The 13,995-nt window shown below is 47.1% G+C and carries 11 protein-coding genes; 6 read left to right on the forward strand and 5 right to left on the reverse strand.

Annotated features, from left to right (window positions below; genetic code table 11):
* Positions 1-48 precede the first annotated feature (48 nt).
* Positions 49-885: an IS3 family transposase gene (locus tag gpAD87_RS23355; protein ID WP_064636168.1), complete on the reverse strand. Its 837-nt coding sequence runs from the start codon at positions 883-885 to the stop codon at positions 49-51.
* Entirely contained in the window at positions 873-1,199 is a 327-nt protein-coding gene (locus gpAD87_RS23360) for a helix-turn-helix domain-containing protein (RefSeq protein WP_064636170.1), read from the reverse strand. Before gpAD87_RS23360 ends, gpAD87_RS23355 begins: the two co-directional genes overlap by 13 nt.
* A gap of 196 nt (positions 1,200-1,395) precedes the next feature.
* Here gpAD87_RS23360 and gpAD87_RS23365 point away from each other — a divergent pair, with 196 nt between their 5' ends.
* The 6 genes from gpAD87_RS23365 to gpAD87_RS23390 all read left to right on the forward strand — a co-directional run bounded on the left by gpAD87_RS23365 (position 1,396) and on the right by gpAD87_RS23390 (position 9,631).
* Complete coding sequence (locus tag gpAD87_RS23365) at positions 1,396-2,250, forward strand: aldo/keto reductase (protein WP_064641215.1); 855 nt, start codon at positions 1,396-1,398, stop codon at positions 2,248-2,250.
* A gap of 224 nt (positions 2,251-2,474) precedes the next feature.
* A complete protein-coding gene (locus tag gpAD87_RS23370) occupies positions 2,475-4,163 on the forward strand; it encodes an extracellular solute-binding protein (RefSeq protein WP_197521506.1) in 1,689 nt (562 codons plus the stop codon).
* An 81-nt stretch (positions 4,164-4,244) separates the two neighbouring features.
* The gene (locus gpAD87_RS23375; RefSeq protein WP_064641218.1) at positions 4,245-5,171 is read left to right on the forward strand and encodes an ABC transporter permease; all 927 of its coding nucleotides are present in this window, start codon (positions 4,245-4,247) and stop codon (positions 5,169-5,171) included.
* 31 nt (positions 5,172-5,202) lie between these two features.
* Positions 5,203-6,087: a carbohydrate ABC transporter permease gene (locus gpAD87_RS23380; protein ID WP_064641220.1), complete on the forward strand. Its 885-nt coding sequence runs from the start codon at positions 5,203-5,205 to the stop codon at positions 6,085-6,087.
* Between the two features lie 49 nt (positions 6,088-6,136).
* Positions 6,137-8,470, forward strand: coding sequence for a helix-turn-helix domain-containing protein (locus gpAD87_RS23385; protein WP_064641221.1), 2,334 nt, complete (start codon positions 6,137-6,139; stop codon positions 8,468-8,470).
* 33 nt (positions 8,471-8,503) lie between these two features.
* Positions 8,504-9,631, forward strand: coding sequence for a glycoside hydrolase family 88 protein (locus gpAD87_RS23390; protein ID WP_064641223.1), 1,128 nt, complete (start codon positions 8,504-8,506; stop codon positions 9,629-9,631).
* 201 nt (positions 9,632-9,832) lie between these two features.
* Here the strand turns inward: gpAD87_RS23390 and gpAD87_RS23395 are convergent, their stop codons facing one another.
* From gpAD87_RS23395 to gpAD87_RS23405, 3 genes are all read right to left on the reverse strand, one after another.
* Positions 9,833-11,476 (reverse strand): sulfatase-like hydrolase/transferase, encoded by a 1,644-nt coding sequence (locus gpAD87_RS23395; protein WP_064641313.1) that lies wholly within the window; start codon positions 11,474-11,476, stop codon positions 9,833-9,835.
* Between the two features lie 184 nt (positions 11,477-11,660).
* A complete protein-coding gene (gene pdxA, locus gpAD87_RS23400) occupies positions 11,661-12,662 on the reverse strand; it encodes a 4-hydroxythreonine-4-phosphate dehydrogenase PdxA (RefSeq protein WP_064641225.1) in 1,002 nt (333 codons plus the stop codon).
* Positions 12,659-13,954 carry a four-carbon acid sugar kinase family protein gene (locus gpAD87_RS23405; protein WP_064641227.1) on the reverse strand — a complete coding sequence of 432 codons (1,296 nt, stop codon included), beginning with the start codon at positions 13,952-13,954 and terminating at the stop codon, positions 12,659-12,661. Before gpAD87_RS23405 ends, pdxA begins: the two co-directional genes overlap by 4 nt.
* Between the last annotated feature and the right edge of the window lie 41 nt (positions 13,955-13,995).

Here is a 13,995-nt window from a genome sequence, read left to right on the forward strand (position 1 = left end):
CATCCCATATTGGTCAAGACCCCATTTTGTAGACATTATAAAAAGACCCTAGGCTGCAAACTGGCGTCGGTACTCTACCGGCGTCAGTTTTTTTAGTTTTCGTTGTGGCCGTTTTCGGTTGTAAAAACGGATATATATTTCGATTTTGCTTTGTGCTTCAGCAACCGTTCGGATATGATAAGGATAGAGTCCTTCCGTTTTGAGATGCGAGAAGAAACTCTCCATAGAGGCATTGTCATAACAATTTCCTCGGCGAGACATGCTGATCCGGGCGCCAACCTTTGGCAGCATGTCGTGGTAAGCATGAGACGTGTACTGGAATCCTTGGTCGCTGTGAACGACCAGTCCGGTCATGTCTTTTTGCTTCACAAACGCCTTGCTAAATGTGCGGAGCACCAGTTCATTGTCGTTGCGTTCGCCTATTTCGTAAGCCACAATTTCGTTATTAAACAGATCCTTTATGGCTGAAAGATAAACCCAGCGCTCGCCCACACGATACTGGGTAATGTCGGTTACCCATTTCTGATTTGGCTTTTCCGCACGGAAGTCGCGCTTCAAGAGATTCTCTGCTACACGCTGCGCAGGTGCATACGAGCTGCTGGAGCGTCGTTTACGACGGATTCGAGATTGAATACCGAGCATTTGCATCAGGCGGAGCACCTTTTTGTGATTCATCCAAATCCCTTGATCTTGCCAAAGGAACAACTGGATCTGTCGATAACCATATTTGCCTTCATATCGTTGATACGTTTGAAGCACCTGTTTCTTCGCCTTTGCATCGCGATCAATTCGTTTACGTTTTACATAGGCATAAAACCCACTCCGGGACACGCCAAACACATGGCATAGACTCTGGATATCACCGTAAGCCGCTACTTTTTCCATGATCTGAAATCTCTCTTGTTTGCTTCCTCCTTCCAGATTACCAAGCACTTTTTTAGCAACTCATTCTCCCGTTTCAGGTTTTGCACATAGCGGTCTTGATCCATGTATTCTTTTCGACGACCTCGCTGATCCATCAGTCCGAACTCGCCTTGCTCCCGGTATTTCCGCATCCATCTCTTCATTCGTCCCGGGTCATGAATCCCCAAATGTTCATTAATCTTTCGATAAGTCCATCCTTCAACAATATGTAGACGAATGGCCTCTTTTTTAATTTTCTCCGAATATGTATTAAACTTTTGTCCCTTTATCGCCATAAAAAATGCACCCCCTAGAATTTCATCGGTTAAACCTAGGGGTTTTTCCAATGTCTATTCTAAGGGGTGCACTTCATATAACGGGGTGGTGGCTTATATTTGATTCATCCGCGTATGGAGGGGTAGAATAAACGGAGAGGGCATATCACCTTTTCCATATCGTTTTAGTATATCTTTCGCAAAGGAGAGTTTACAGATGAATCATACAATTCCGGAATATACGTTGAATGATGGCTTAAAGGTACCTGCCATTGGCTTCGGTACCTATAGCTTAAAAGGTGAAAAAGGCGTCAAATCCATAGCATCCGCGATGGATGCAGGTTACCGACTGATTGACACAGCGTATAACTATGAGAACGAGGCGACTGTCGGTAAGGCCATCAAGCAGAGCTCCGTTTCCAGAGAAGACCTGCTCATTTCATCTAAACTGCCAGGGCGTTACCATGCCTTCGAAAAGGCGATTGTAGCCATCCAGGAATCTCTATACAGAGCAGATCTTGATTATTATGATCTATATCTGATTCACTGGCCGAATCCCAAGCAGGATATGTATGTGGAAGCGTGGCAGGCACTTATTGAGGCGAAGAAACGCGGATATATCCGTTCCATCGGAGTTAGCAATTTCCTTCCGGAACACAATGAACGCCTGATTAAAGAGACGGGAGTAGCGCCAAGTCTGAATCAGATTGAGCTGCATCCATTCTTTGATCAAGCCGGTCAGCGGGAGAAGGATTCGCAGCATGGCATTATTAACGAATCGTGGAGTCCAATTGGACGTGGCAATGATGCAGTACAGGATATCGTAAAAGATGAGCAGATCCTTCGTATTGCCGAAGCTCATGGCAAAACGGGTACGCAGGTTATTTTGCGCTGGCATACCCAGCTTGGGTCCATTCCTATTCCCAAAGCAGGCTCTCTTCAACACCAGCAAGAAAATATCGATATTTTCGATTTCGAGCTGAGCGAGAAGGAGATGGAAGTCATTTCTTCTTATAATCGTAAGGATGGACGTTTGTGGAATCAGGACCCGAGTGAATACGAAGAATTTTAAAAGGCTTATCATAAAAAGTTCGGTTCACCTTACGGTGAGTTGAATGGGTATAAAATAAATATGGCCTCCTAACCTACAGGGATGTAGATTAGGAGGCTTTTTGTTGTATGTTTTTACAAACGTTCATCACTTATTTGCTCACCGTTCAATCTGGATATATGATCTTGATCTCTTGAATTCATGTGTAAATCCTGCGCCACATAGGGAAATATCAAATTTTGGATATGTCGGCAAGAATGGAGGATAGCCAATATAGCGGGCAAACGGTAACTTTATGGAGAGCGATGACAGGGCTGCTTATCCACGATACAAATTCAATGGGGGGACGTGAAGTGATGAAAAGGTCATGGAGAAAACGACTGACAATCGGAATCTGCCTAATGATGAGCATTGCTGCTATTGGGGGTTGTTCAGGAGACAACGGAAGTACAGGTGAAGCAGGAGGAGATGGACCTACCCCCATTTCAATCTGGATGTCGATGAATACCAATGCTTCCATCACACTCAAGAGCATGAATGAAATTACGGCGATTAAGGAATGGGAGAAGAAAACCAATACCAAAATCGAATTCCAGCATCCCGCTGTGGGTGCCGAGACTGAACAGTTCAATGTCATGATTGCCTCAAATCAGCTGCCTGATGCCATGTTTGTAAATGGAGATTACGCCAAACTATTCAATGATGGTATCATCATTCGACTGAACGAACTCATTGATGAATACGCTCCCAATTTGAAAAAGATCCTGGAGGAGAATCCCGAGGTTGCCAAACAGTTAAAAGCCGACAACGGAGATATCTATGCGATACCGCATCTGCGTCTGGGGGAATACAAAACCTTCGGCGGTACATTCATTCGTCAGGATTGGTTGGATGAGCTGAAGCTGGAGAAACCGGAAACGCTGGAAGAGTGGGAGACGGTACTCAAGGCCTTCAAGGAGAAGAAAGGTGTAGCAGCGCCCCTGTTGTTTGGTGCACCACCAAAAATGAGCACGATGGGACCAGCCGCACCGACATATCTGGAGGCTTACGGCATCACTAATAATACGTTTATCAAAGATGGCAAGGTGGTCTATGGACCAATCGAGCCGGAATATAAGGAATTTCTAACGATGTTCCATCGCTGGTATCAGGAGGGATTGGTTGATCCCGATTTTGCTACCAATGACCAGAAAACATACGATGCCAAAATTTTGAGCAGTCAGGCTGGTACATTTTTCACCTTCATCGGGGGAGGTGTAGGCCGCTACCTGCCCGCTCTGCAGGAAACGGATCCGAACGCCAACCTGACAGCCACTCAATATCCGGTGCTGAATAAGGGTGATGAACCACTGTTTACCGGACGTTCCTGGGAGTGGAGCAGTAGCGGTGTTGTGCTCACCAATAGCAACAAACATCCGGAGGAAACGGTCAAAGCACTCGATTACTTCTTCAGTGAAGAAGGACACATGCTCAAAAATTTCGGTATGGAGGGCCTCACCTATACGATGAAGGACGGTTACCCGACCTATACTGATGAGATTTTGAAAAATCCGGACGGTCTGTCGGTTGCTCAGGCCATGGCCAAACATTTTATTGCGAACTATCCCTTCGTGGGGGAGGATGACGATCGGTACAACGAGCAATATTATCAGCTCCAACAGCAGAAGGATGCAGCGATTCTGTTCTCCAAATACAGCGAGAATACGCTGAAGGTAGGCCTTCCTCCGACCAGTCTGACGACAGAAGAATCCACGGAGTACAGCAAGATCATGAGTGATATTGGAACCTACCGGGACGAGATGTTCGTCAAATTTGTCATTGGGGTTGAGCCGATTGAGAACTTTGACAAGTTTGTGGATCAGATCAACAAGTTTAACGTGAAACGGGCTATTGAAATTCAGCAAGCTGCCCTGGACCGTTATAACGCCAGATAAGGAAGAGATGTCCACGGGTGGTGAAGCCTTTTTACGGCTTTACCGCCGTGGATGCCCTCTTTGGAATGAAAAAGGAAGGGGATGAAGGAGTTGTCGCACAAGCTTTCCTTGTTATGGCTCAATTACAAAAAGAATAAAGCCATCTATTGGATGGCTCTTCCCGTCGTTTTATATTTTCTCGTCTTCAAATACCTGCCGATGTACGGAGCCATCATTGCATTCAAAGACTACTCGGTGGGCAAAGGTATCTGGGGCAGTGATTGGGTCGGATTGCAGCATTTTCGGGATTTCTTTCAGAGCTATTATTTCTGGCGGATTCTGAAGAATACGCTTTTGTTAAGCTTTTATCAGCTGTTGTTCGGTTTCCCGGCTCCCATTCTTCTTGCTCTTCTACTGAATGAGCTCAGGCATGAAATCTTCAAACGTACGGTGCAGACGATCTCGTACATTCCTCACTTTATTTCCATTGTTGTCATCTGCGGCATGATTGTTGATTTCTCGTCCCGGGATGGACTGTTTAACACCATCATTGGTTATTTTGGCGGTCAGAGCAGTGCGCTTCTCAGCGATCCGGCCAATTTCCGTACCATTTATACTGCCTCATCGATCTGGCAGGAGCTTGGCTTCTCCAGCATTATTTATTTGGCTGCACTTAGCGGCATTAACCCCGAGCTCTACGATGCTGCCAACGTGGACGGAGCGAGTCGGCTTCGCCAGGTGTGGCATATCACGCTTCCCGGCATCATTCCGATGATTATGATTCTCCTCATACTCCGCATTGGTGGACTGATGGAAATTGGGTTCGAGAAAATTATTCTACTCTACAATCCGAATGTGTATGATACGGCAGATGTAATCTCAACGTTTGTCTACCGCAAAGGGATTAGTGAAAGTGCCGAGTTCAGCTATACAACCGCGGTGGGTCTCTTCCAGTCGGTCATTAACTTTACGCTGCTAATCGGTGCCAATCGCCTGTCCAAGGCGATATCCAATACCAAGCTGTTCTAGCCAAGAACGAGGTGAAGGGAGGGGATTTCTTTTGCGAATGAAAAGATCCATTGGAGAGCGGCTATTTGGCAGTGCCAACGCGATTCTAATGACAGGACTGATTATCGTAACCTTGTATCCACTGCTGCATGTGCTAAATGCATCGCTCAGCGACTCAAGTCAACTCATGGCTCATAGAGGTCTGCTGCTTTTCCCCAAAGGGATTACGATGGAGAGCTACAAGCTGGTGCTGAGCAACCCCAACATCCTATCCGGATACAGGAACACGATATTCATTGTGGTGGTGGGCACGGCGCTTAATCTGCTGTTTACCATTCTGGGGGCGTACACGTTGTCCCGCAAAAGCTTTATGCTCCGCAATCCGATTATGCTGGCGATTGTATTTACGATGTTTTTTAACGGCGGAATCATACCGTCTTATCTGTTGATCAATAACACGCTCCATATGGGCAACAGCCTCTGGGCTCTGATTGTACCCGGTCTGATCAGCAGCTATAATCTGATTATTATGCGAACTTCCTTTGCGGAAATCTCGGAAAGCCTACTAGAGTCGGCCCGTATAGACGGAGCTGGAGAGATGCTCATTCTGTGGCGGATCGTCGTGCCATTGTCCATGCCCGTTATTGCGGTGATGATTCTCTTTTATGGCGTTGGTCACTGGAATTCATGGTTCAGTGCGATCCTGTATATTCGAGACCGAAACCTGTTTCCACTTCAACTGGTGCTGCGAGAAATTCTGATTCAAAACAGTACAGACTCGATGACCACAGGAGCGACCGCGATGGACAAAGAGGCCATCGGGGAAAGTGTAAAATACGCAACCGTCATGGTAGCCACCCTGCCTATATTGTTCATCTATCCGTTTCTGCAGAAATACTTTGTTAAAGGTGTTATGATCGGAGCAATCAAAGAATAGAGTTGCCTTATCAAGCCATACCAAATAACAAACGGTGAGGAGGAGACGCATGAAGAGAAAAAGCATCCTGTTATCCTGGGGCATTTCTTACATGGTCATTCTGCTCATACCGATTCTGATCGGTGCTGCTGTTTTTGCCGAGTCTCGCATGTTGCTTGAGGAAGAAGTGAATCGTTCTAACATGGTGCTGTTATCTCAGGTACAGGAAACCATTGATAACCAGATTGGTGATATTGGCAGCATTAGCAATCAATTAATGGCTGACTCTCAACTCATGAGCTTCATTAATCATGCATCTGATCAGGATGCCCGCTGGAGGTTCATGGGGATTGATCTGATCAAAAACCTGAAATCCACACGCGTCGGAAACGGCCTGATTAGTGAACTGTATATTTATATCAAACAACCGGATATCGCGTTGTCTTCGTCTTCACTTATTCAAAAAAATTATCTATATGACATGTTCTATCAGGGCACCAATGTAACCGAGGAAGCATGGACCCGGCTTATGCATGATTCTGGTAAGAGCATGTACCGAAAGATGGAGGTTCGGAGTGAAGATCGACGGATTGAAGACACGCTGGTCTATATTCAGCCGTTTCCTATCCAGAATGGCGCTGACAGCCCTGCGACCTTCGTTGTTAACCTGGACTCCAACCGATTCCAGCAAGCCATTGATAACGTACGTTTGGAAAAAGAGAGCACCGTGTTCATTCTGGATCACGACGGTCAAACGTTATTTTCTACCGGATCTCTTGAAACCCCTTACATGAATGGGGAAGACCTTAACCTTTTCGATGATGCTGGGAAAAGAACGGAAACGATCGATTGGAACGGAGAATCCGTGACCATATCGCAGATTTCTTCCAAGATCCAGGACTGGAAGTATGTATCCATCATACCTACCCGAATCTATGCCAAGAAGCTGACGGTTATCCGCGATATTACGCTTGGAGGCGTTGCCGCAGGGCTTATCCTTGGCGGGGTGGCAGCCTGGTGGTTCACCAGACGGAATTACCGTCCGCTGGGACGGATCATGAACATTATCTCGGATAAGGTCAAATGGAAACTGGAACAGCCGGACGATGAATATGGCATTTTGCAATCTGTTCTGATTCAAGCCTGGGAAGAGCAGGACCAATTTGCGAACAGGCTTAAGGATCAGCAAAGCGTTATACGGAGCAGTTTGCTCTCCAAGTTGATGAAGGGAAGGGTACAGGTGGGTGAGGATTTTGCATCCACCTTGGAACGTTCAGGTATTCGATTTGAGACGGAGTCGTTTACCGTATTGCTCTTGCACATTGAGGATGTTGAAGGGCTGTTCCGTTCCAGAGTATGTGAGCAGGACCAGGAGGAGAAGCATCAATTTGTTCACCTAATTCTGACCAATGTGCTGGAGGAGATGATCGGCTCAATCGGTCATGTATACTCTGCCGACATTGATGGAAGAATTGCATTCCTGATTAATATTCGGGAGTGTGAGGAGGATACCGGTCATCGGTTAATTCGTGCAGTCGAAGAAGCCCAGCGTTTCATCGGCTCCCGATTCTGCGTGTACTTCTCTGTTGGCGTCAGCCATATTCATCACCGTATGGCGGAGATCGCGGATTGTTTCAGGGAATCGGAAGAAGCGCTGGAATACAGGCTGATTCTGGGGATCGGTCAGATTATTGATCCGAACCGGATTCGTCGGCCCAAGGAGGAGCTGTATTACCCTCTCGATCTGGAGAGACAGCTCATCAATTATATCGCTACAGGCAATTATGCCCGTTCCACGGAAGTGATGAACGAAATTCTCATGACCAATTTTGCAGGAGAACCCTTGTCTGTTGAACTGGCTCGCTGTCTGATGTTTGAGTTGATCGGTACCTTTCTGAAGGCTACAGAACAGATCAAGACGGACGACCAGAACGAGATGACGCAGCGCAACGATCTGATTCGGCAATTGTTTGCATGTGAGACCTTTGAGGAGATCGAGTCCGAATTGCTTCGGATACTGGAGACGGTATGCCAGACGGTGCATGAGCGCAAGCGTTCCCGCAGTGAGGAATTGAGGGATCAACTGGTGGAATTCATTCATGAGAGTTATGCAGATGTCAATCTAGGCTTGACCCATTTATCCGAGCGCTTTCGGTTCCATCCAACCTATGTCTCCAAGTACTTTAAGGAACAGACTGGAGTCAACGTGATCGATTACATCAACCAATATCGAATTGAGCAATCCAAGAAAATTCTACAGGCAGAGGAATTGACGATCCAGGACGTATCCGAGCGGGTGGGTTTTCTGAACAGCAATTCGTTCATTCGTGTCTTTAAGAAATATGAGGGAATTACACCCGGCCAATATAAGCAAAATAGCAGACTTGTCCAGCAAGAGGCTTGAAGAATATGACTTGCCTAGAGGAGGAACTGTTCCATGTGGAAAAAGGCTATTGAAGATGCTTTGAATGTCACCCGACGTAATATAGATCGATTTGGAGGGAGCTTTCCCCATGTTAGTAATGGGGATGAGCATTATGTGCTTAACGATAATACGGAGTGGACGGCAGGATTCTGGTCAGGCATTCTGTGGTTATGCACGGAGTATACTCAGGACCCGAGGTTTCGTGAGGCAGCCGTGAATAGCGTCGATAACTTCCGTCGGCGAATGGAACAGAAAATCATTTTCGAGCATCATGATATTGGTTTCCTTTATTCGTTGTCTTCTAAGGCACAATGGATTGTGGAGCATGACACCGCCGCAAGGAAACTCACGCTGGAAGCAGCCGATATGCTGATGAAACGCTGGCGGGAGGAAGCTGGACTGATTCAGGCTTGGGGGCGGAAAGGTGATGTGAATAACGGAGGGCGAATTATTATTGATTGCCTGCTCAATCTTCCGCTGCTGTTCTGGGCGTATGAGCAGACCAATAACGAGGAGTATCGTCGCGTTGCCGAGCTGCATGCGCTGAAAAGCCGCCGTTTTCTCGTTCGTGGGGATGACTCAAGTTATCATACTTTTTATTTTGATCAGACTACCGGAGAGGCTATTCGAGGCGGTACGCATCAAGGCTACAATGATGGTTCTACCTGGACTCGCGGACAGGCATGGGGAATTTATGGTTTTGCACTGTGCAGCCGCTATCTGCAAAGTGCAGAGATGCTGGAGACAGCCAAACGTCTTGCCCGTTATTTCCTTGCCCATCTTCCGGAGGATGAAGTAGTGTATTGGGATTTTGATGCCCCGCAGACGCCTGAAACGAAACGGGACAGCTCTGCATCGGCCATTGTTGCATGTGGTTTGCTGGAAATTGCCGGACAGCTTGATGAAGCCGATCCTGAGCGTGAGACTTTTCGGAAAGCAGCGGAATCGTCCATGAAATCCTTAATTACTCATTATTCCACGCAGGGCTCCGATACAGCGGAGGGTCTGCTGAAGCATGGTTCTTACTCTGTAAGAGGTGGAGATTCGCCTGACGATTACACGATCTGGGGCGATTATTTTTATCTTGAAGCGTTAATGCGTCTTGAACGAGGTATTCCTGGCTACTGGTACGATCGATAGGCGAAGACTGTTGCGGGATTTTTTTGAATAATTAAAGTCGACGATACGCAAAAAGGGGATGTCCGATAAGTCATGAACATGACGAGGACATCCATTTTAGCGTTAACAGTGTTTATTGAACCGAGCACATATTATTAGCTGCAAAATCGATAAGTCTGCCGTTTGTTTAACAAATCATAGAGATGTTATTTCCCCGACCCTCTATATCGTAGGTTGATGAGGATACAAACGTTTTTGTTTCCGTTGTTCCTCCAGTAGTTGCATCATCCAGTGCTGAATGGTCACCGTCTGCAGAGTGGAATAGGCAGAATGGGCCAGATTGCATGTCTCCAGCGGATCGTCCGTCAAGTTGTACAATTCATATTCATCATGTACCGGCTGACTCCAAAATTGAGCATTGTCAAAGTAGCGGGAAAACTTCCAGATGTCCGGTTTGTTGTTTTTATAAAGGGTGGTAATTACGGTCTCGATGTGGTTGGGCTGTACAACAGACGAATAGGGTATGCCCAATGGATTGGTTTGGTGCTGACCACGTGTGACATCATCGTCGGTCATAAAATAGACCGGTTGCTGGGTCAGCTCCAAGTTATTGTCTCCATAAACAAGAGGCGTGAGATCCCGTCCTACCAAATGGCGGGCTTCACTGAATTCCTTTTGCAATCGTCCATGGATTTCGGAAATGTTAATATTGGCCAGACCCAGCATGGTTGGCAGCAGATCGACATGACTTGTTAGGCTATGCACATGTTGTTGCTCGGGGAACAGATGTTTATTGTGAATCAAAAAAGGAACATGAAGGTATTCCTCATAGGCACAGTACCATTTTTGATGAAGATTACCGTGAGCACCCAGCAGATCGCCATGATCGGATGTGAAAATAACAATGGTATTGTCATAGAAGGAGGAGCGCGTAAGAGCCTCATACACTTTGGACATTTGGCGATCCGCATTTTTTTGCAATTGGTAATAGAGCTGACGGTAGAAACTCTGATCGGTGATAGGCTGTAAAGCTCTTGGATACAAGTCCCGGTAACTTGCCTGACAACGCGGTTTGGTGTCCAGCCACTCGTGTATTGTCGGCGGAGCGTCGACTGCGGGCATCGGATCTACCTCGAATTTGAAATTGGGTAGGCGCGCGGCGAGATCACCATATAGCGTAATATCATGCGGGTTCACAAAGGAAGAGACAATGAGCCAGGGCTCAACTTGTTGATTTTCGTTCTTCCTGCGATCAAGGGACTCAATGAGATGAACCGTTTCGGCGGCGTATACCTCATCCCGTCCACTTAAGCCGAAAGCGGCGGAGGAAGCGGAGTTTCGCGGGTTTCTGCCTATGGGATCAGGGCCGATCCAATCGGAGAATCCAAAGTCCTCCAGACGGCTCGCGTGAAGGTACAGGCTTTCCAACTGGGGCTCAGGAACCCCGGTCAAGGGGTGATAACTGGGAACACTTTGGTGGGTGCCGGGAGAGATGATATCCGCGTTGGATATATGCCATTTTCCTTTATAGTACGTCTGGTATCCTGCTGCTCGGAAGTAATTGCCCATCGTAGGCACCGTATTGGGATTCAGCCAGAACATGTCAGAGTCATACGATTCCTTGGCAATGCCGACAGTCTGACTTACACCGTGCAGTGATGGATACTGACCTGTGAACATGGTAGCCCGGCTGGGACAGCAGGCGGTTGTTCCAATATAATGCCGATGGAATTCCATACTGTGGGACTTTAAACGTTCTTGGGTAATCAGATTTTCTCTACGCCATGCCTGTATTTCTGTGCTCTCATATACAGGAGGATAACGCTCTTCATCCACAAGAATGACGAGAAAGTTGGGTTTCTCCATAGTAGAAGATGGCAGGGAAGTATTGTTCACGGAGTTCACACACCCTCAATCGTTTTTTACTTTAAGATATGTGAGGAAGATTACGAAAAGTCCATCTCCACTGGCTACACTTGTACGCAAAACGACCGCTTCCCAGTAGAAGAATGGGAAGCGGTCGTTACTCTAACATATCTCTTTGTTTTCTTTAAATCTGCGTTCTGGGTGCAAGCTCAATGGCGGAACGGATGGCGGCTAACATGCTTTTGTCATCGGCAATGTTTTTGCCTGCGATGTCAAAGGCTGTTCCATGGTCTACAGAAGTACGGATAATGCCGCCTTTGAGACCTACCGTAATGTTCACACCTTCTTCAATGCCCATAACCTTAATTGGCGCATGTCCCTGATCGTGATAACAAGCCACAACGATATCAAAATCGCCACGACCAGCGCGGAAGAATAACGTGTCCGCCGGAAGTGGACCTACGACGTTAATGCCTTCCTTTTGCGCACGTTCGATGCCGGGCTGCAGTTTTTCTTCCTCTTCACCATTACCGAACAATCCGTTCTCACCTGCATGCGGGTTGATACCGCAAACAGCTACACGTGGATTTTCGAAGCCTGCTTTTTTCAATGTATCATGAGCCAGTTTCACCACAGTGTATGTTCTTTCCGGATTGATGCTCGCAATGGCATCAATCAGGCCCATATGTGTCGTAAGGTGAATTACTCGCAGATTGGGTGTAGTCAGCATCATGGAGAAATCCTCGGTATCGGTCAAATCAGCCAAAATCTCGGTGTGACCTGGATACAAGTGCCCACCTAGGTGCAGGGCTTCCTTGTTCAGAGGCGCCGTGCAGATGGAATGAATTTGCTGTTTTTTCGCTAGATCAATGGCTTTCGCCAGAAACTGAAATGCTGCATCTCCCGCAACGGCAGATACTTTTCCATATTCCAGATCTGCAGGAACAAGATCCAGATCAATAACGTCCACAGTACCGAATTCATACTTGGCTTCGGATGGCTCATGAATAGCATGTACCTTCAGGCTCGATCCGATGACAGGCAGGACACGCTCCAATATTTTGGCATCGCCAATGACGAGTGGCTTGCAATGGTTGTAGACCTCCTGATGGCCCAATGCTTTCATAATGATCTCGGGTCCAATACCTGCTGCATCGCCCATTGTAATTCCTACGGTTGGTTTCATACGGTAACTCCTCCTTTTAATTTTTCTATTGCATGGATGAAGACGTCGGGCTTGCCGAACCCGCCCGCTTTGGTAATCACGTGCAGATCCTCAATTCCAATGAACTTCGATATCGGTACACCAATTTCAAGCTCATCGAGCAGTTCGAAACCGCTGATATTCCACTTCATACAGATTTGTTTAGCTGTATCTCCGCCCGTCATGGATACACCTTTGAAGTACCCGTTCTCCAGCAGTTTGGCGCAGATTTCACCTATGGCTCGTACAATCTCATTGCTGACCTCGGTATGATTAAGCCCTCGGACTTCACCCGTAGCACGTGCTAGTTCAATATCTACCTGTTCGGCGGTTGAATAGAGGACAACGTCATTGCCTTCCACGGCTTTGGCCATCACTTCCTCATACACACGATCGATTTCTTGCTTACGATCTGCCGATCCCGATACGGCTTTGAACGAGTGGAACGGGATGGATGATACGTTGGTTTTCTGTAGCAACTGCTTGAGCTGCTCACGAGAGTTTTTGTTCACACTCCCTACAACAGTGAGGATCGGACCTGGATTCGCCGGAATGGTCAATTCCGCAGACTTGGCTCCCAAGCCGTAATGAGTAGGAAGGTAGTTCGCGATACCTGCCGAGCCTGCCCAGGCAAATGAATAATCCAGCTCGCTGGTGATGCTCAGAACCTGCTCCAAATGCTGCTCATCCGTCGAGTCGACGAGGATATAGGGAATGCCGTTTACCTTAAAGGTTTCCAGCTTCGTCTTCATATGATCTGTCCCTAATTCAAGATCACTCACCGTAATCTCGCCCACTTCATACTTGGTCTGGAGCTTGAGCAAATCCGGAAGATATGAAAGGGTCACAGGTGTCTTCGGATCATTCGCAATCTCCGTATCGGCCAGTGGAACGCCGTTCAGATAATGCGTGCCATTAAGAATGGTGCGGTTGTTCTTGGGATAGCCTGGGGCAATCATCATGAAGTCCGGTTTGATCACATCGTACAAAGCGTCGATCTCGATCCCGATGTTTCCGCGCATGGTTGAATCCATTTTTTTAAAAATGGTGCCAAATCCGTTCCTGAGCAGCAGTTCGGCTGCTCGACTAACCCGCTGATACGCATCCTCCGGTGTGATGGAACGGCTATCGGTATCAAACACGACCGCATCGTAATGACGAATGTTATCTTCGTCCATGTTGAAAAGCACGCTTGTCTTTAATCCATGACGGGCAAGCTGCACCCCGCTGTCATTGGCGCCGGTCAAATCATCTGCAATAATGGCTAATTTCATGCAGTCATCCCTCCTTGAAAATCAAAATTAAATATAAGTCC

The organism is Paenibacillus sp. AD87 (assembly GCF_001659845.1).
Classification (GTDB): domain Bacteria; phylum Bacillota; class Bacilli; order Paenibacillales; family Paenibacillaceae; genus Paenibacillus; species Paenibacillus marchantiae.

Bases quoted from the DNA above. Each gene is read 5' to 3' on its own strand.
- gpAD87_RS23355 (WP_064636168.1), bottom strand. From the start codon at position 885: ATGGAAAAAGTAGCGGCTTACGGTGATATCCAGAGTCTATGCCATGTG.
- gpAD87_RS23360 (WP_064636170.1), bottom strand. From the start codon at position 1,199: ATGGCGATAAAGGGACAAAAGTTTAATACATATTCGGAGAAAATTAAA.
- gpAD87_RS23365 (WP_064641215.1), top strand. From the start codon at position 1,396: ATGAATCATACAATTCCGGAATATACGTTGAATGATGGCTTAAAGGTA.
- gpAD87_RS23370 (WP_197521506.1), top strand. From the start codon at position 2,475: ATGTCGGCAAGAATGGAGGATAGCCAATATAGCGGGCAAACGGTAACT.
- gpAD87_RS23375 (WP_064641218.1), top strand. From the start codon at position 4,245: ATGAAGGAGTTGTCGCACAAGCTTTCCTTGTTATGGCTCAATTACAAA.
- gpAD87_RS23385 (WP_064641221.1), top strand. From the start codon at position 6,137: ATGAAGAGAAAAAGCATCCTGTTATCCTGGGGCATTTCTTACATGGTC.
- gpAD87_RS23390 (WP_064641223.1), top strand. From the start codon at position 8,504: ATGTGGAAAAAGGCTATTGAAGATGCTTTGAATGTCACCCGACGTAAT.
- gpAD87_RS23395 (WP_064641313.1), bottom strand. From the start codon at position 11,476: ATGGAGAAACCCAACTTTCTCGTCATTCTTGTGGATGAAGAGCGTTAT.
- pdxA (WP_064641225.1), bottom strand. From the start codon at position 12,662: ATGAAACCAACCGTAGGAATTACAATGGGCGATGCAGCAGGTATTGGA.
- gpAD87_RS23405 (WP_064641227.1), bottom strand. From the start codon at position 13,954: ATGAAATTAGCCATTATTGCAGATGATTTGACCGGCGCCAATGACAGC.